Origin of the sequence: Massilia niabensis, assembly GCF_042655085.1 — a bacterium.
GTDB classification, from domain to species: Bacteria; Pseudomonadota; Gammaproteobacteria; order Burkholderiales; family Burkholderiaceae_D; genus Telluria; species Telluria niabensis.
Genome location: NZ_JBHSMU010000019.1, coordinates 292757 through 308108 on the forward strand (window position 1 = coordinate 292757; position 15352 = coordinate 308108).

Sequence of the window (15352 nt, forward strand, 5' to 3'; positions counted from 1 at the left end):
GCATGCAATACGTCTGCGTACTCGGTGTTGGCCTGCTGTTCGGCATCGGCCTGATCGTCTCCGGCCTTGCCGATCCGGCCAAGGTGCTCAACTTCCTCGACCTGGCCGGCGCCTGGGACCCGTCGCTGCTGTTCGTCATGGCCGGCGCAAGCGCGGTGGCGGCGGTCGGGTTTCGCCTGGCACGGCGGCGCGGCCAGTCGCTGCTTGGCGCGCCGCTGCGCCTGCCCGCGCCAGGGGCGATCGACCGCCGGCTGGTATTGGGAAGCGTCGCCTTCGGGGTCGGCTGGGGGCTGTCCGGCTTTTGCCCCGGCCCGGCGCTCGTGGCGATCGGCGCCGGGTATGCCGAGGCCTTGATCTTCGGTGCGGCGATGGTCGCCGGCATGGCGGTGTTCGAGGTGGCCGAATGGCTGCACAGGCGCGCGCGCACCCCGAAACCCGCAGCCGAAACAGGTTCTTAATCTTCCGTTAACTTTCCCATGCCAGGATGTCGCCTTATTGATGAGATAAGTTTGTATAAGGCGGGACTGCGACATGGATGCAATCAACCTTGGGCCGCTGGCGCTGCCGGTGCGGGTAGTGGCACCGCTGCTTGCCATGGCCGCTGCCAGCGTCGCGGGCGCGTGGTGGACGCGGCGCCGCGCCGTCGACCCGTCGAACACGCTCTGGCACATGGCGCTCTGGGGCCTGCTCGCGGCGCGCGCGGCCTTCGTGCTCAAGCACTTCGACACTTATCTCGCCGACCCGCTGGACATCCTCGACATCCGCGACGGCGGCTTCGTGGCCTTTGCCGGCCTGCTGGTGGCGCTCGCCATCGGCGCGGACGCGGCCCGGCGCGAGCGCGCATTGCAGCGTCCGCTTGCCACGTCCGTGCTGGCCGGCATCGCCGTCTGGGCCGGCGCCACGCTCGCGTTCGGCAGCCTGGCTGCACCGGCGCCCCTGCCCGACCTTGCCCTGCGCCGCCTCGACGGCAGCCTGCTGTCGCTGCGGGGAAGCGGCAAGCCGGTCGTGGTGAATTTGTGGGCCACCTGGTGCCCGCCCTGCCGGCGCGAAATGCCGGCGCTGGGCGCGGCGCAGGCGGCCAATCCGGGCGTTGCCTTTGTCTTCGTCAACCAGGGCGAGGAAGCCGCGGTCGTGCAGCGCTATCTCGACGACGAACGGATCGCTCTGAACAACGTCACCCTCGACCCCGCGCGCCAGGTAGCGCGGGCGACCCAGGCCGTGGGCTATCCGACCACCCTCTTCTATGACGCAGAGGGCCGGCTGGTGGCGCGCCACATGGGCGAGCTGTCGCGCGCGCAGCTGAACGAACAGCTCGGCGCCCTGGGCCTGCGCCGATAAACGCGGGGCATGTGCTCAACCGGGGCGCGCGCCCTCAGATTACAGCGCTGCACCGGCCGGTATGCATTAGAATCATTGACTTTTGCACACTGGCTCAGCGGCAATGACCGATTCCACCTCACCTTCGACCCTGGCTTCGGCGCAAGCATCGGCCCGCGCATCGGCGCAACCATCGGCGCAACAACTGACGCGCGGCCTGAAAAGCCGCCACATCCAGCTCATCGCCCTCGGCGGCGCGATCGGCACCGGCCTGTTCCTGGGTATTGCCCAGACGATCCAGATGGCCGGTCCTTCGGTGCTGCTCGGCTACGGCGTGGCCGGCCTGGTCGCCTTCCTGATCATGCGCCAGCTCGCCGAACTGGTGGTCGACGAGCCGGTCGCCGGCTCGGTCAGCCATTTCGCCGACAAGTACGGTGGCCACATGGCCGGCTTCATCTCCGGCTGGAATTACTGGGTGATGTACATCCTGGTCAGCATGGCCGAGCTGTCGGCGGTCGGCATCTACGTGCAGTACTGGTTCCCCGAGGTGCCGACCTGGGTGTCCGCGCTGATCTTCTTCGCCGTCATCAATTCCTTCAGCCTGCTCAAGGTCAAGGCCTTCGGCGAGCTCGAATTCTGGTTCGCGGTGATCAAGGTGGTGGCCGTGAGCGGCATGATCCTGTTCGGCACCTGGCTGCTGGTCTCGGGCACGGCCGGACCGGAAGCGGGCGTGGCCAACCTGTGGCGCCACGGCGGCTTTTTCCCGAACGGCGTATCCGGCCTGGTGATGGCGATGGCCGTGATCATGTTCTCGTTCGGCGGCCTCGAACTGATCGGCATCACCGCCGCCGAAGCCGACGACCCCTCGCGCTCGATCCCGCGCGCCACCAACCAGGCCCTGTGGCGCGTGCTGATCTTTTATATCGGCGCCCTGTTCATCCTGCTGTCGCTGTTCCCGTGGACCAAAGTCGTCACCGGTGGCAGCCCCTTCGTGCTGATCTTCGCGGCGCTGGACAGCCCCGCGGTCGCCACCGCGCTCAACATCGTGGTGCTGACCGCCGCCCTGTCGGTGTACAACAGCGCCGTCTACGCCAACACCCGCATGCTCTACGGCCTGGCGGCCCAAGGCAACGCACCGCGCGCGCTGACGAAGCTGACCAGGAACGGCGTGCCGCTGGCGGCGCTGGGCGTGTCGGCGCTGGCCACCGGCATCTGCATCAGCGTCAACTATTTCCTGCCGGCCGAAGCCTTCGGGATGATGATGGGGCTGGCCGTGGCGGGCCTGATCATCAACTGGGCGACGATTTCGATCGTGCACCTGCGCTTCCGCGCCGCCGAAGCCGGGCGCAAGACCGTGTTCCCGAGCCCGCTCCACCCGCTGGGGAATTACCTGTGTCTGGCTTTCCTGGCCGGCATCCTGTGGGTGATGTACCAGACCCCGGGGCTGCGCATTTCGGTGTACCTCATCCCGGCCTGGCTGCTCTTGCTGTGCGCGGGCTATGTGGTGCGCCAGCGGCGGGCACAGACGGCCTGATCCGCGAAGCCGCTTACGCTGCGGTGCACACAGGCCGCTCTCCTCGCCGCGCCAGTTTGGCCGGGATCGACATTGCCGGTTGAGCAAGGTGCTAGGGTAGTGGTGCCGGAACGCCTCCAGCTGGTCAAACGATAGCGATCGACAGGTGGGCGGCGAAGCCGTTCACCCACATTCTTCACATATGCATTTGCAGGGTGGACGGGTTTCCCGTCCACGCCTTGGCACGCGCCGTCCGCTCGTGTGCGCCAGTACCGACGCCTCCGGCATGCTGCATAGCACCACGAAAATACTTTCCCGCAAGGCCCGTGCGCGCTCCTGCAGGATTTATCATCTCAGCTTGCCGCACATCACCTCACAAAGGAAACGCGCATTATGAGCCAGGGTAATCCTCTGTCGCTGCATGTCCCGGAGCCAACCGGCCGTCCGGGTTGCAAGACCGATTTTTCGTATTTACATATCAGCAAGGCCGGTGAAGTGCGCCGGCCGCCGACCGACGTCGGGTTCGGCGACACCGCCGACCTCGTGTCGGTTCTCATCCGGGTGCTCGACGACGACGGCAATGCCGTCGGCCCGTGGGCGCCCGACATCAGCCTCGACCAGATGCGCTTCGGCCTGCGCACGATGATGAAGACCCGCATTTTCGATGCGCGCATGGTCATCGGCCAGCGCCAGAAGAAGATGTCCTTCTACATGACCTCGCTCGGCGAGGAAGCCATCGGCACCGGGCAATCGCTCGCGCTGAAGGACGGCGACATGTGCTTCCCGACCTACCGCCAGCAAAGCCTCCTGATGGCGCGCGAGTACCCGATGGTCGACATGATCTGCCAGCTGTTCTCGAACGAGCGTGACCCGATGAAGGGCCGCCAGCTGCCGGTCATGTACTCGGTCAAGGAAAAGGGCTTCTTCTCGATCTCCGGCAACCTGGCCACCCAGATGCCGCAAGCGGTCGGCTGGGCGATGGCCTCGGCGATCAAGGGCGACACCAAGATCGCTTCGGCCTGGATCGGCGACGGCGCCACCGCGGAAAGCGACTTCCACACCGCGCTGACCTTCGCGCACGTGTACCGCGCGCCCTGCATCATCAACGTCGTCAACAACCAGTGGGCCATCTCGACCTTCCAGGCGATTGCCGGCGGCGAGAGCGTGACCTTCGCGGCGCGCGGCGTCGGCTCGGGCATCGCGTCCCTGCGTGTGGACGGCAACGACTTCCTGGCCGTGTACTCGGCCTCCTGCTGGGCCGCGGAGCGCGCCCGCAACAACCTGGGCCCGACCCTGATCGAATGGGTGACCTACCGCGCCGGCCCCCACTCCACTTCCGACGACCCGTCGCGCTACCGCCCGACCGACGACTGGGCCCGTTTCCCGCTTGGCGACCCGATCGCCCGCCTGCGCCAGCACCTGACAAAACTCGGTGCCTGGTCTGACGCGGAGAACGACCGCGTCCAGGCCGAGCTCGAGGCCGAAGTCCTGGCCGCGCAAAAGGAAGCGGAACAGTACGGAACGCTGGCCGATGGCCGCGTACCGAGTGCCGCGTCGATGTTCGAGGATGTCTACAAGGACATGCCCGAGCACCTGCGCCGCCAACGTCAACAATTGGGAGTGTGAGCATGGCGCGCGATAGCGATAGCGATAAAGAATCGGTCACGACCGAGAAGGACCAGGGCACGGCGCAGATGACGATGATCCAGGCCCTGCGTTCGGCCATGGATGTCATGCTCGGGCGTGACGACAATGTCGTGATTTACGGCCAGGACGTCGGCTACTTCGGCGGCGTGTTCCGCGCCACCGACGGCCTGCAGGCGAAGTACGGCAAGCCGCGCGTGTTCGACGCGCCGATTTCCGAAGGCGGCATCGTCGGCACCGCGGTCGGCATGGCCGCCTATGGCCTGCGGCCGGTCATCGAAATCCAGTTCGCCGATTATTTCTACCCGGCGTCCGACCAGATCGTCTCCGAAGCGGCGCGCCTGCGCTACCGCTCGGCCGGCGACTTCACCGCCCCGTTGACGATCCGCATGCCTTGCGGCGGCGGCATCTACGGCGGCCAGACCCACAGCCAGAGCCCGGAAGCGCTGTTCACCCACGTCTGCGGCGTGCGCACCGTGATGCCGTCGAACCCCTACGACGCGAAAGGCTTGCTGATCGCCTCGATCGAAAACGACGACCCGGTCATCTTCCTGGAACCGAAACGCCTCTACAACGGCCCGTTCGACGGTCACCACGACCGTCCGGTCGTCTCCTGGGGCAAGCACCCGATGGGCCAGGTACCGGAAGGCTACTACACGGTTCCGCTCGACAAGGCGGCGATCTTCCGTCCCGGCTCCGACCTGACCGTGCTCACCTACGGCACCATGGTCTGGGTCTCGGAAGCGGCGGCCATGGAAACCGGGATCGATGCCGAAATCATCGACCTGCGCACCCTATGGCCGCTCGACCTCGACACCATCGTCGAATCGGTCAAGAAGACCGGCCGCTGCGTCGTCGTGCACGAGGCGACCCGCACCAGCGGCTTTGGGGCGGAGCTCGCCGCACTCGTGCAGGAACACTGCTTCTATCAACTGGAAGCGCCGATCGAGCGCGTGACGGGATGGGACACCCCCTATCCGCACGCGCAGGAATGGGCGTACTTCCCCGGCCCCGACCGTGTCGGCGCCGCGTTCAAACGTGCGATGGAGGCAAAATAAGAATGGGTATTCACGTCATTAAGATGCCGGACCTCGGCGAAGGCATTGCGGAAGTCGAAGTCGTCGCATGGCACGTCAAGCCGGGCGACACGGTCAAGGAAGACCAGGTGCTGGCCGACGTCATGACCGACAAGGCCACCGTCGAAATCCCGTCGCCTGTGAACGGCATCGTCACTTCGCTCGGCGGCAAGCTGGGCGAAGCGATGGCGGTCGGCGGCGAGCTGATTCGCCTAGAGGTCGAGGGCGCGGGCAATTTCAAAGGAGATGCGTTCAAGGGTGACGCCACGAGCTCGGCGGCGCGCCAGCAGGGCACTAGCCAGCCTGCGCAGTCCAGCGAGACCGCCGGCACCGCCGAAGAGTTCATCCCGATCACCGTCGCCCAGCCGGAAACCGTCGTCACGGCGGTGACCAGCGCCGAGACGGCCGCGCCGGCAAAGGCTGCCGCGCCGATGCCGCCATCGGCGCCATCGCATGCGCACGCTCTTTCACACCCTTCGGCCCCGGCCCACCACGGCCGCGCCGCCGGCGAAAAGCCGCTGGCCGCCCCGGCCGTGCGCCAGCGCGCCTGGGACATGGGCGTTGAGCTGCAGTACGTGACGGGCTCCGGGCCGGCCGGCCGCATCACCCATGCGGACCTGGATGCCTACGTCTCGCGCGGCCAGGCCAAGGCGGCCGAGGGCGACCGCCGCTATGCCCCGCTCGAGGGCGAGCAGGCCATGCCGGTGATCGGCATGCGCCGCAAGATCGCCGAGAAGATGCAGGAAGCCAAACGGCGCATCCCGCACTTCACCTATGTCGAGGAAATCGACGTCACCGAACTGGAAGCCCTGCGCGTCCAGCTCAACGCACGCTATGCCGGCAGCCGCCCGAAGCTGACCCTGCTGCCGCTGATCATGCGCGCCGTGGTGCTGGCGATCCGCCAGTATCCGTCGGTGAACGCGCGTTTCGACGACGAAGCGAACATCGTCACCACCTACAACCCGGTCCACCTCGGCATCGCCGCGCAGACCGACGCCGGCCTGATGGTGCCCGTGGTGCGCAACGCCGAGGCACGCGATCCGTGGTCGGCCGCCGCCGAAGTGTCTCGCCTGGCGGAAGCGGCGCGCACCGGCAAGGCCCTGCGCGAAGAACTGACCGGGTCTACCATCACCATCACCAGCCTGGGCGCGCTGGGCGGCATCGTCACCACCCCGGTGATCAACCGTCCGGAAGTGGCGATCGTCGGCGTGAACCGCATCATCGACAAACCCGTGATCCTGAATGGCGCCATGGTGGCGCGCAAGATCATGAACCTGTCTTCGAGCTTCGACCACCGCGTCATCGACGGCATGGTGGCGGCGCAGTTCATCCAGACCATCCGCGGCTACCTCGAGTGCCCTGCAACCCTGTTCGTGGAGTGAGCCGATGAACATTACCACCACCCTGCTCATCATCGGCGGCGGCCCCGGCGGCTATGTTGCCGCGATCCGCGCCGGCCAGCTCGGCATCAAGACCATCCTGGTCGAAGCCGGCCAGCTGGGCGGCACCTGCCTGAACATCGGCTGCATCCCGTCCAAGGCCCTGATCCACGCAGCCGAAGAGTTCGAGAAGGCCGGGCACTACGCGGGCGATTCGCCGCTCGGCATCAAGGCTGCCGCGCCGACGATGGACATCACCCGCACCGTCGGCTGGAAGGACGGCATCGTCAAGCGCCTGACCGGCGGCGTCGGCGCCCTGCTCAAGAAGAACGACGTGCAGGTGATTAATGGCTTCGCCCGCATTTTGGACGGCAAGACGGTCGAGGTGAAGACGGCGTCCGGCGAACTGCAGCGCGTGCACTGCGAGCACCTGCTGCTGGCCGCCGGCTCAGAAGCGGTCGAACTGCCCTTCATGCCCTTCGGCGGCAAGGTGGTGTCGTCCACCGAGGCGCTGTCGCCGGTAGCCGTTCCACAGAAACTGGTGGTGGTCGGCGCCGGCTACATCGGCCTCGAGCTGGGCACGGCCTATCGCAAGCTCGGCGCGGAAGTGACGGTCGTGGAAGCGTTTGATCGCCTGCTGCCCGCATATGACGCGGAGTTGACGAAGCCGGTCGGCGCCGCGCTAAAACGCCTCGGCATCGACGTGCGCCTCGGTTCCAAAGTGCTGGGGCTGAACGCTGCCGGGGACGGCGTCCGCGTCCAGGGCGCCGATGGCGTCGAAACCGTTCTGGCAGCCGACAATGTGCTGGTGGCCGTTGGCCGTCGTCCGCGGACCGCCGGCTGGGGCCTGGAGTCCCTGCAGCTCGACATGAACGGCCGCGCAGTCAAAATCGACGACCAGTGCCGGACGTCGATGCGCAATATCTGGGCAATCGGCGACATCGCCGGCGAACCGATGCTGGCGCACCGGGCGATGGCGCAGGGCGAAATGGTGGCCGAGATCATCTCCGGCAAGCGCCGCCACTTCACCCCGGCGGCCATGCCGGCGGTCTGCTTTACCGATCCGGAAGTGGTCGTGGTCGGCATGTCGCCAGCCGAGGCGCAGGCGGCCGGGCTCGACGTGATCAGCGCCAACTTCCCGTTCGCGGCGAACGGCCGGGCGATGACGATCGAATCGACCGACGGTTTCGTGCGGGTCGTGGCGCGGCGCGACAACCACTTGATTCTCGGCTGGCAGGCCGTGGGACGCGGCGTCTCGGAGTTGAGCACCGCGTTCAGCCACTCGATCGAACTGGGCGCGCGCCTGGAAGACGTGGCCGGCACCATCCACGCGCACCCGACCCTGGGTGAAGCGGTGCAGGAAGCGGCGCTGCGGGCGCTCGGACACGCGCTCCATATCTAGTCGTCGGCACGGTCGTCGGCATCCAGCCGGCGACCGTGCGCGCTACCGTCGAGCCTTCTCGGCTCGACTTCCCCTGCGGTCCTTCCTGAAGCGGCCCCCCTAAGCAGGCCTCACTGAGCGGGCCTTGTTAAAGTGCAACCGAATGTTACGACGTTTGTTGCGCTAGATCAACATGGGTACACTTCGGTTCGCGCCACAATTGCGGGTTCCAGTCTGCGTGCCTTCGTGCATGCGATAATCCGCCCCGGTCGAAACCCCGGTTTTCGGCCTCCTTCATTGCCCATAACAAAAAGGTTTTAATAATGTTCAAAAAAATCGCCATCGCAGTTGCCCTGGTCGCAGCATCCACCAGCGCCTTTGCCCAACCCTTCGCCCAGCAGCAGGCGCCGTCGTTCTACGCCGGTATCGCCGGTACCTCCACCGAAATCGACAACCTCGACCGCGAAAGCGGCTACGGCGCCTTCTTCGGCTACAAGTTCAACCAGAGCATCGCCATCGAAGGCGGCTACTACCGCGTCGCGGACACCGAATACCGTGTCGGCGCCATGCGCGCCGACGTGACCGTCGACCAGATCGACCTCTCGGTCATCGGCACCCTGCCACTCTCCAACGGTTTCGACATCTACGGCCGCCTGGGCTACGCCCGCCTGGAAGCCGAAGCCGATATCGCCGGCTACACCGGCAAGGAACATGACTCGAATGCCCTGTACGGCCTGGGCCTGGGCTACACCTTCTCGCCGGTCGTCCATGGCCGCCTGGAAGTGCAGAAGCCAGCCAGCGACACGACCAAGATCGTCGCCGGCGTGTCGTACAAGTTCTAAGCGGCACACCGCGGCCGGCGCCGGCCGGCCAAAGCCGACTAACCGGGATGCAGCGCATCCCGGTTTTTTTTCGCCTCCACGAAGTGGCAGACTGTCCGAACCTTGAGCAGCTTCAGGTTGGCACAGTAACCAGTTATAATAATGTCCTTCGCAGCATGCCCAAACCGATCCGGCAAACCCTACAGATGGCTGTTCCGCTTTCCCGCATTCGACCCACCCGTTTCGTCATGGTATGCATCCTGACGATGGCGATGGTCTTTGCGCACTGGCAGGGGCTGTCGCACCGGATCGCGCACGCGTCGCAATACCCGAATGCCTCGAACAGCCTGGCTGCGAACACGCCGGCGGGCTCCCACCAGAAGGCCCTGCAGCATTCCTGTCTCGCCTACGACTCGGCCACGGTCGCGCCGGCGCTCCATACGCCCGCATGCAGCGCCGGCATCCTGCCCGGCGGCCGGGTGCTCGCCCAATGGGCTGCATTCGACTCCTGGGATGCGCCCTTCACGCCGTATTTCTCGTCCCGCGCTCCACCCCTCGCCTGACTGCCCTGACTTCCTGACCGCTTGCGCCGGCACGGCCGCGCACGCGCGTCCGTTCAATTTTTTCAAGGAATTATCATGCACGTCCAGCGCACCCTCCTGGCGAGCGCGGTCCTGACCGCCTTCGCTCCACTCGCATTTGCCCAAACCGCTACCGACACGCCGATCGCGACCGTCGTCGTCACCGCCACCCCATTCAACGCCTCGGAAGGAGACCAGATCCTGACCCCGGCAAAAGTGCTGGCCGGCGACGAACTGCGCAGCAAACTCGGCAGTTCCCTCGGCGAGACCCTGTCCGGCGAACTCGGCGTCTCCGCCTCGGCCTTTGGTGCCGGCGCCTCGCGCCCGATCATCCGCGGCCTCGAAGGCAACCGGGTGAAAGTGCTGGAAAACGGCATGGCCGTCTCCGACCTGTCCGGCCTGTCGAACGACCATGCGGTCACCGGGGAAGCAGCCACCGCGCGCCAGATCGAAATCCTGCGCGGCCCGGCGGCCTTGCTCTACGGCTCAGGCGCCATCGGCGGCCTGGTCAACGTGGTGAACGAACGCATCCCGACCGAGCATCACGGCCATTCCAGTGGCGTCGTCGAGACCCGCTACAACAGCGTCGACCATGGCCGCGCGCTGTCGTTCTCGGGCGATACCTCGGCCGGCAAGGTCGCGCTCCACCTCGACGGCAGCGGCCGTGACGCCGGCGACTATCACATTCCCGGCGCTCCCACGGGCGACACCCTGGCGAACTCGGCGCTGCGCCAGCACACGCTCGGTGCAGGCGCCTCCTACATCGGCGAACGCGGCCATGTCGGCGCTTCGGTCAGCGCGCTCAAGAAAAAGTACGGCATTCCCGGCGGCGAAGGTGCGCAGATCGACCTCGACCAGACCCGCTACGACATCGACAGCCAGCTCGCCGCGCCCCTGCCCGGCTTCGAGCAGCTGCGCTTCAAGGTGGGCTACAGCGACTACGGCCACGTCGAATTGAACAGCGAAGGTGGCCCGGAAACCGTGTTTTCGAACCGCGCGCTGGAGACGCGCCTCGAGATGAAGCACAAGCCGGTCGCCGGCTGGTCGGGCAGCTTCGGCGTCCAGACCGAGCACGCGCGCTTTTCGGGCCTCTCCGCCGAGAGCGGCGATCCGGCGACGGTGCCGACGACGGTCTCGGACACCCACGCCGCCTTCCTCGTCGAGGAGCGCGATTTCGGCGTCGCCCGCGTGAACGCCGGCGTGCGTGTCGAGTCCGTCAAGCGCGAACCCGAAGGTGCCGTCCCGCGCCGCACATTCGACCTGCTGTCGTACTCGGCGGGCGCGATCTTCCCCCTGGGCCCGGGCTATAACGTCGGCCTGACGGCCTCCGTCGCCCAGCGCGCGCCGGGCGCCGACGAGCTGTATTCGGGCGGCCCGCACGAGTCGACCCTGACCTTCGACATCGGCAACCCGAACTTCAGGAAGGAAACCTCGCGCAACATCGAGCTGTCGTTCCGTAAAACGACGGGGCTGGTACGCTGGCAGGCGAACCTGTTCCAGAACCGCGTGCGCGACTTCATCTATGGCGAAGTGAGCGACACCCTGCTCGACGACGAGGGCAATCCAGGCGATGAGCTGCGCGAACGCATCTTCCGCCAGGCCAACGCGACGATCCGCGGCATGGAGGCCGAGATCAGCTACAACCAGCACCGCGAAGGCCTGTCGCTGCGCGCCTTCGGCGATATGTCGCGCGGCAGGCTCGACGACGCCGGCAGCCTGCCCCTGCAGCCCGCCAAGCGCCTGGGCGCGGAAGCCGGCTACAAGCGCGGCGCGGTGCGTGGCGGCGTGTCGCTGCTGCGCGCCCTGAAGCAGGAGCGCCTGGCCGCCTTCGAGTCGACCCCGACCCCGGCCTACACCCAGCTCGACGCCAACCTGTCGTACACCCAGCGCTTCGAGCACACGGACCTGACCTGGTTCATCATGGGCAAGAACCTGCTGGACGAGGAGATCCGGATTTCGACCTCGGTGTTGAAGGATATCGCCCCGCTGCCGGGACGCAATATCACGGTGGGCGTGCGCGCGGCATTTTAAGGCTGGCGGGTGTGCACCGGGCCGGTCAATCGCTTGCCAACCGGCCCGGCGTGCTGCCCTCGGGCTGTTTAGCTCTCTTCGCGGCACGCTGCTGCTCGTCCCACCGAACATAAATATCGGGGCCAACGCCGACATCGACCAGGAACCGATACGGCGGCTCCCGTGTCGCGCAGCCTTCGGTGCACCTTGTTGCGTTCCTCGTCATTGCCCGTAAGCTGGCCGTCGATCGTGACGATCCCCTCCGCCTCGGCCTGGAAGCTCGGCCACAAGTGCTCCGGCGTCAGGATGTGGACGGCAATGCCCTTGGCCAGTTTTGCGGCCGGCCCGACATAGTGATGCAGCTTGCATTCGTTGACTAGCACGATGCTGCGGTCGATGGGGATGCCGAGATACTTGTGCCTGGCGAAGTACGGATTCGGCGCGCAGGGATCGTACTTTCGATGCATCGACATGCTCCGTTCGGTTTGGGGGAGGCAACTCAGGCTGAAGTTGTCGGTCCGCCGAACTGCCACGCGAGCACCGCTGCGCGTTCCGCCGCGGTCAGCGGCCGCGTCGCACCGTCGCCGTCGGTGCTCCCCTCGATCACCGCGCCTGCGCTCAGTTGCAGGCGGTATGGACGATGCCGCAGGGGCGCTTGCGTGTCCGGGTCCAGCAACAGGAGCGGCACGGCGTCATCCGCCGTGGCACGTTGCCCCCCGCCGTTAAGCTGCGCTGGCGGTGGCGGCGGACTGCTCTGCATGCCAGTCGCTATCGATTTCCTGCCACTCGAAGCCTTGCGCGGCAACCAGGCGCGGCGGCGGGCTGCACTTGCACATGCACAGGTCGTCGCCGAGGGCTTCTTCCCGGCCCTCGAAGGTGCTCGACAGGCGCGGGCCGTCGAGCGCAATCACGCCCTCGGATAGGCAGGCCGGGCACCAGAGCGTATCGCCCTCGAGCGCCACGGGCGCATCGCCGATCGACATGAAGGCGCAGCCGGAGGTGACCTTGCCGCCCGCGGTGGTGGTCGCGCCAACGGTGATGAGATATCGCTTCAGCATGGTAATCCCTGTGGTCTGGGCTGGGCGGCGCAAAGACTCCAGCCTATCGGCCATCGTCCTGCTCGCTTTGACTCGCCGCAACAGGAGGTGGGCCGCGCGCAGATGCCCATGCCCGGCGGGTCTTCGCTTCCGGTTTACGTTGCACGTGTACAATCGAACAACAAACGATTCCGCGTGCAACGCCGATTGCCACGCTCAAGCCATGCCGAACCCACGCATCCTGGTCCTGTACGCCCATCCCGCGCCGCACCGCTCGCGGATCAACCGCCGGCTGGCCGACGCCGCCCGTTCGCTCGACGGCGTGCTGGTGCACGACCTGTACGAGACCTACCCCGACTTTTTCATCGATGTGGCGCGCGAGCAGGCGCTTCTCGAGCAGGCCGAGCTGGTGGTCTTCCTGCATCCGATCCGCTGGTACAGCATGCCGTCGCTGCTGAAGGAATGGGTCGACAGCGTGCTGCTGCCAGGCTGGGCTTATGGACCCGATGTCACAACGCTGCGCGGCAAGGGCTACTGGCTGGTGGTCACCACCGGCAGCCCGGAAGACAGCTACCAGCCCGGCGAGCGCCACGGCCAGCCCTTCGAGGCCTTCCTGCCGCCCTTCGAGCAGACCGCGCGCCTGTGCGGGATGGATTGGTTGGCGCCGCACATCCTGCATGGGGCGAACAGTGCCTCGATCGAGGCGATCGACACCCACGTCGCGGCGTTTCACGCGCGGCTCGAACAATTCCTCGACACCACCCCGAAAGACCCGCATGGAATCTAGCCTGCTGACGAACGCCGTCGTCTACCTTGCCGCCGCCGTGGTCGCTGTGCCGCTGGCCAAGCGCCTGGGCCTGGGCGCCGTGCTCGGCTACCTGCTGGCGGGTATGGCGATCGGTCCCTGGGGCCTGGGCCTGATCCGCGAGGTCGAGGACATCCTGCACTTCTCGGAATTCGGCGTGGTGCTGCTGCTGTTCCTGATCGGCCTCGAACTCGAACCCGACCGCCTGTGGTCGATGCGGCGCCCGATCTTCGGCTGGGGCAGCGCGCAGGTGGCGGGCGTTACCGCCGCCCTGTTCGCGGCCGCGCTGGTAGCCGGCATCGACTGGAAGGTGGCGCTGGTCGCCTCCCTCGGGCTGTCGCTGTCATCGACCGCGATCGCGCTGGCCACGCTGGGCGAACGCAACCTGATGGGCACGCCCGCCGGACAGGCCGGCTTCGCCCTGCTGCTGTTCCAGGACATCGCCGCGATCCCGTTGATCGCGCTGGTGCCGGTGCTGGGTGTGGCGGCGGCAGAAAGTGCTGGCGGCGAGGGCTGGATCGGCGCCGGGCGTTTCGCCGCCGTCGTGATTGGCCTGGTGGTGGGCGGGCGCTACCTGGTGCGCCCTGCCCTGCGCATCATCGCCAAATCGGGCATGCGCGAAATCTTCACCGCTTTTGCGCTGCTGCTGGTGATCGCCATCTCGCTGCTGATGCAATGGGTCGGCATGTCGATGGCGCTCGGCGCCTTCATGGCGGGCGTGCTGCTTGCCGATTCCGAGTACCGCCACGCACTCGAGACCGACCTCGAGCCGTTCAAGGGCCTGCTGCTCGGGCTGTTCTTCATTGCGGTCGGCATGTCGGTCGACTTCGGCGTGTTCGCCGCCAACCCCTGGCTGATCCTGGGCCTGGTCACGGCGTTCCTCGTCATCAAGCTGGCGGTGCTGTTTGCGCTCTCGTTCCTGTTCGGGATCGCGCGCGGCCAGCGCTGGCTGTTCGCCTTCGTGCTCGCGCAGGGCGGGGAATTCGCCTTCGTGGTGTTCGGCGCCGCGGCCAGCGCCCGCGTCTTCACCCCGGAGGTCGGCTCGATCCTGGTGGCGGTGGTGGCGCTGTCGATGGTGGCCACGCCCCTGCTGCTGCTGCTGCACGACAAGGTGCTCGAGCCGCGCTACCGCGGGCAGAACAAGCGCGAGGCGGATGCCATCGTCGGGGCCGAAGGGCATGTCATCATCGCCGGCTTCGGGCGCTTCGGCCAGATCGTCGGGCGCCTGCTGCACGCCAACCGCTTCAAGATGACGGTGCTCGACCACGACCCGGACCAGGTCGAACTGCTGCGCGGCTTCGGCTGGAAGGTGTTCTATGGCGACGCCACCCGCGTCGACCTGCTGCATGCGGCGGGCGCGGCGAAAGCGCGGGCGCTGGTGCTGGCGATCGACGACATCGAAGACAGCCTGGCCCTGGCCGACGCCGTGCGCGAACATTTCCCGAACCTGCCCGTGCTGGCGCGGGCGCGCAACGTCACCCATTACTACCAGTTGATGGACCGCGGCGTGACCATCATCGAGCGCGAAACGTTTGAATCGGCCCTGCATCTGGGCCGGCGCGTGCTGTGCCAGCTCGGCTACGGCGCCTACCGGGCGCGCGAGGCAACCCTCAAGTTCCGCGAGCACAACAGGGCCAGCGTGGACGCCGTCTACCCGTTCTACAAGGACCGCGAACAGTACGTGTCGATGGCCAAGCGCGCGCGCGACGAGTTGAACCAGATGTTCGCGCGCGACCAGCAGCGTTACGACGACGAGGCCGACGGCGGCTGGGACTGACGGCGCGGCCG

General features: G+C 66.8%; 15 protein-coding genes. 12 read left to right on the forward strand and 3 right to left on the reverse strand.

Translation table 11 applies throughout. From position 1 onward, the window contains the following. Positions 1-2 precede the first annotated feature (2 nt). From ACFPN5_RS24630 to ACFPN5_RS24675, 10 genes are all read left to right on the forward strand, one after another. Positions 3-458 carry a DUF6691 family protein gene (locus tag ACFPN5_RS24630; protein WP_379786489.1) on the forward strand — a complete coding sequence of 152 codons (456 nt, stop codon included), beginning with the start codon at positions 3-5 and terminating at the stop codon, positions 456-458. A 73-nt stretch (positions 459-531) separates the two neighbouring features. Continuing rightward, a complete protein-coding gene (locus ACFPN5_RS24635; protein WP_379786490.1) occupies positions 532-1338 on the forward strand; it encodes a prolipoprotein diacylglyceryl transferase family protein in 807 nt (268 codons plus the stop codon). A 103-nt stretch (positions 1339-1441) separates the two neighbouring features. Continuing rightward, positions 1442-2851, forward strand: coding sequence for an amino acid permease (locus tag ACFPN5_RS24640; RefSeq protein ID WP_379786491.1), 1410 nt, complete (start codon positions 1442-1444; stop codon positions 2849-2851). A gap of 372 nt (positions 2852-3223) precedes the next feature. After that, positions 3224-4456: a 3-methyl-2-oxobutanoate dehydrogenase (2-methylpropanoyl-transferring) subunit alpha gene (locus ACFPN5_RS24645; RefSeq protein ID WP_379786492.1), complete on the forward strand. Its 1233-nt coding sequence runs from the start codon at positions 3224-3226 to the stop codon at positions 4454-4456. 68 nt (positions 4457-4524) lie between these two features. Next, positions 4525-5532 carry an alpha-ketoacid dehydrogenase subunit beta gene (locus ACFPN5_RS24650; RefSeq protein ID WP_465263186.1) on the forward strand — a complete coding sequence of 336 codons (1008 nt, stop codon included), beginning with the start codon at positions 4525-4527 and terminating at the stop codon, positions 5530-5532. A 2-nt stretch (positions 5533-5534) separates the two neighbouring features. Next, on the forward strand, positions 5535-6932 hold the full coding sequence (locus tag ACFPN5_RS24655) for a dihydrolipoamide acetyltransferase family protein (RefSeq protein ID WP_379786494.1): 1398 nt from the start codon (positions 5535-5537) through the stop codon (positions 6930-6932). A 4-nt stretch (positions 6933-6936) separates the two neighbouring features. Next, positions 6937-8331, forward strand: a complete 1395-nt coding sequence (lpdA, locus tag ACFPN5_RS24660) for a dihydrolipoyl dehydrogenase (protein ID WP_379786495.1) — start codon at positions 6937-6939, stop codon at positions 8329-8331. Between the two features lie 302 nt (positions 8332-8633). After that, positions 8634-9152 (forward strand): porin family protein, encoded by a 519-nt coding sequence (locus ACFPN5_RS24665; protein WP_379786496.1) that lies wholly within the window; start codon positions 8634-8636, stop codon positions 9150-9152. Positions 9153-9337: 185 nt separating this feature from the next. Further along, positions 9338-9694: a hypothetical protein gene (locus tag ACFPN5_RS24670; RefSeq protein WP_379786497.1), complete on the forward strand. Its 357-nt coding sequence runs from the start codon at positions 9338-9340 to the stop codon at positions 9692-9694. A 75-nt stretch (positions 9695-9769) separates the two neighbouring features. Further along, positions 9770-11743 (forward strand): TonB-dependent receptor, encoded by a 1974-nt coding sequence (locus tag ACFPN5_RS24675; RefSeq protein WP_379786498.1) that lies wholly within the window; start codon positions 9770-9772, stop codon positions 11741-11743. A gap of 68 nt (positions 11744-11811) precedes the next feature. Here the strand turns inward: ACFPN5_RS24675 and ACFPN5_RS24680 are convergent, their stop codons facing one another. Genes ACFPN5_RS24680 through ACFPN5_RS24690 form a run of 3 tightly spaced genes read right to left on the reverse strand, consistent with a single transcriptional unit; the run spans position 11812 to position 12780 of the window. Continuing rightward, positions 11812-12189, reverse strand: a complete 378-nt coding sequence (locus ACFPN5_RS24680; RefSeq protein ID WP_379786499.1) for a hypothetical protein — start codon at positions 12187-12189, stop codon at positions 11812-11814. Positions 12190-12221: 32 nt separating this feature from the next. Beyond that, positions 12222-12410 carry a hypothetical protein gene (locus tag ACFPN5_RS24685; RefSeq protein ID WP_379786500.1) on the reverse strand — a complete coding sequence of 63 codons (189 nt, stop codon included), beginning with the start codon at positions 12408-12410 and terminating at the stop codon, positions 12222-12224. Between the two features lie 34 nt (positions 12411-12444). Further along, positions 12445-12780 (reverse strand): PAAR domain-containing protein, encoded by a 336-nt coding sequence (locus tag ACFPN5_RS24690; RefSeq protein ID WP_379786501.1) that lies wholly within the window; start codon positions 12778-12780, stop codon positions 12445-12447. A gap of 202 nt (positions 12781-12982) precedes the next feature. Here ACFPN5_RS24690 and kefF point away from each other — a divergent pair, with 202 nt between their 5' ends. Next, positions 12983-13546, forward strand: coding sequence for a glutathione-regulated potassium-efflux system oxidoreductase KefF (kefF, locus tag ACFPN5_RS24695; protein WP_379786502.1), 564 nt, complete (start codon positions 12983-12985; stop codon positions 13544-13546). Further along, positions 13536-15341, forward strand: a complete 1806-nt coding sequence (kefC, locus tag ACFPN5_RS24700; protein WP_379786503.1) for a glutathione-regulated potassium-efflux system protein KefC — start codon at positions 13536-13538, stop codon at positions 15339-15341. Before kefF ends, kefC begins: the two co-directional genes overlap by 11 nt. Positions 15342-15352: the final 11 nt, after the last annotated feature.

What these genes read in the sequence shown, in the direction of transcription:
- ACFPN5_RS24635 (WP_379786490.1), top strand. Translation starts at nt 532, where the DNA reads ATGGATGCAATCAACCTTGGGCCGCTGGCGCTGCCGGTGCGGGTAGTG.
- ACFPN5_RS24650 (WP_465263186.1), top strand. Translation starts at nt 4,525, where the DNA reads ATGACGATGATCCAGGCCCTGCGTTCGGCCATGGATGTCATGCTCGGG.
- ACFPN5_RS24675 (WP_379786498.1), top strand. Translation starts at nt 9,770, where the DNA reads ATGCACGTCCAGCGCACCCTCCTGGCGAGCGCGGTCCTGACCGCCTTC.
- ACFPN5_RS24680 (WP_379786499.1), bottom strand. Translation starts at nt 12,189, where the DNA reads ATGCATCGAAAGTACGATCCCTGCGCGCCGAATCCGTACTTCGCCAGG.
- ACFPN5_RS24690 (WP_379786501.1), bottom strand. Translation starts at nt 12,780, where the DNA reads ATGCTGAAGCGATATCTCATCACCGTTGGCGCGACCACCACCGCGGGC.
- ACFPN5_RS24670 (WP_379786497.1), top strand. Translation starts at nt 9,338, where the DNA reads ATGGCTGTTCCGCTTTCCCGCATTCGACCCACCCGTTTCGTCATGGTA.
- ACFPN5_RS24640 (WP_379786491.1), top strand. Translation starts at nt 1,442, where the DNA reads ATGACCGATTCCACCTCACCTTCGACCCTGGCTTCGGCGCAAGCATCG.
- ACFPN5_RS24665 (WP_379786496.1), top strand. Translation starts at nt 8,634, where the DNA reads ATGTTCAAAAAAATCGCCATCGCAGTTGCCCTGGTCGCAGCATCCACC.
- ACFPN5_RS24655 (WP_379786494.1), top strand. Translation starts at nt 5,535, where the DNA reads ATGGGTATTCACGTCATTAAGATGCCGGACCTCGGCGAAGGCATTGCG.
- ACFPN5_RS24645 (WP_379786492.1), top strand. Translation starts at nt 3,224, where the DNA reads ATGAGCCAGGGTAATCCTCTGTCGCTGCATGTCCCGGAGCCAACCGGC.
- kefC (WP_379786503.1), top strand. Translation starts at nt 13,536, where the DNA reads ATGGAATCTAGCCTGCTGACGAACGCCGTCGTCTACCTTGCCGCCGCC.
- ACFPN5_RS24630 (WP_379786489.1), top strand. Translation starts at nt 3, where the DNA reads ATGCAATACGTCTGCGTACTCGGTGTTGGCCTGCTGTTCGGCATCGGC.
- lpdA (WP_379786495.1), top strand. Translation starts at nt 6,937, where the DNA reads ATGAACATTACCACCACCCTGCTCATCATCGGCGGCGGCCCCGGCGGC.
- kefF (WP_379786502.1), top strand. Translation starts at nt 12,983, where the DNA reads ATGCCGAACCCACGCATCCTGGTCCTGTACGCCCATCCCGCGCCGCAC.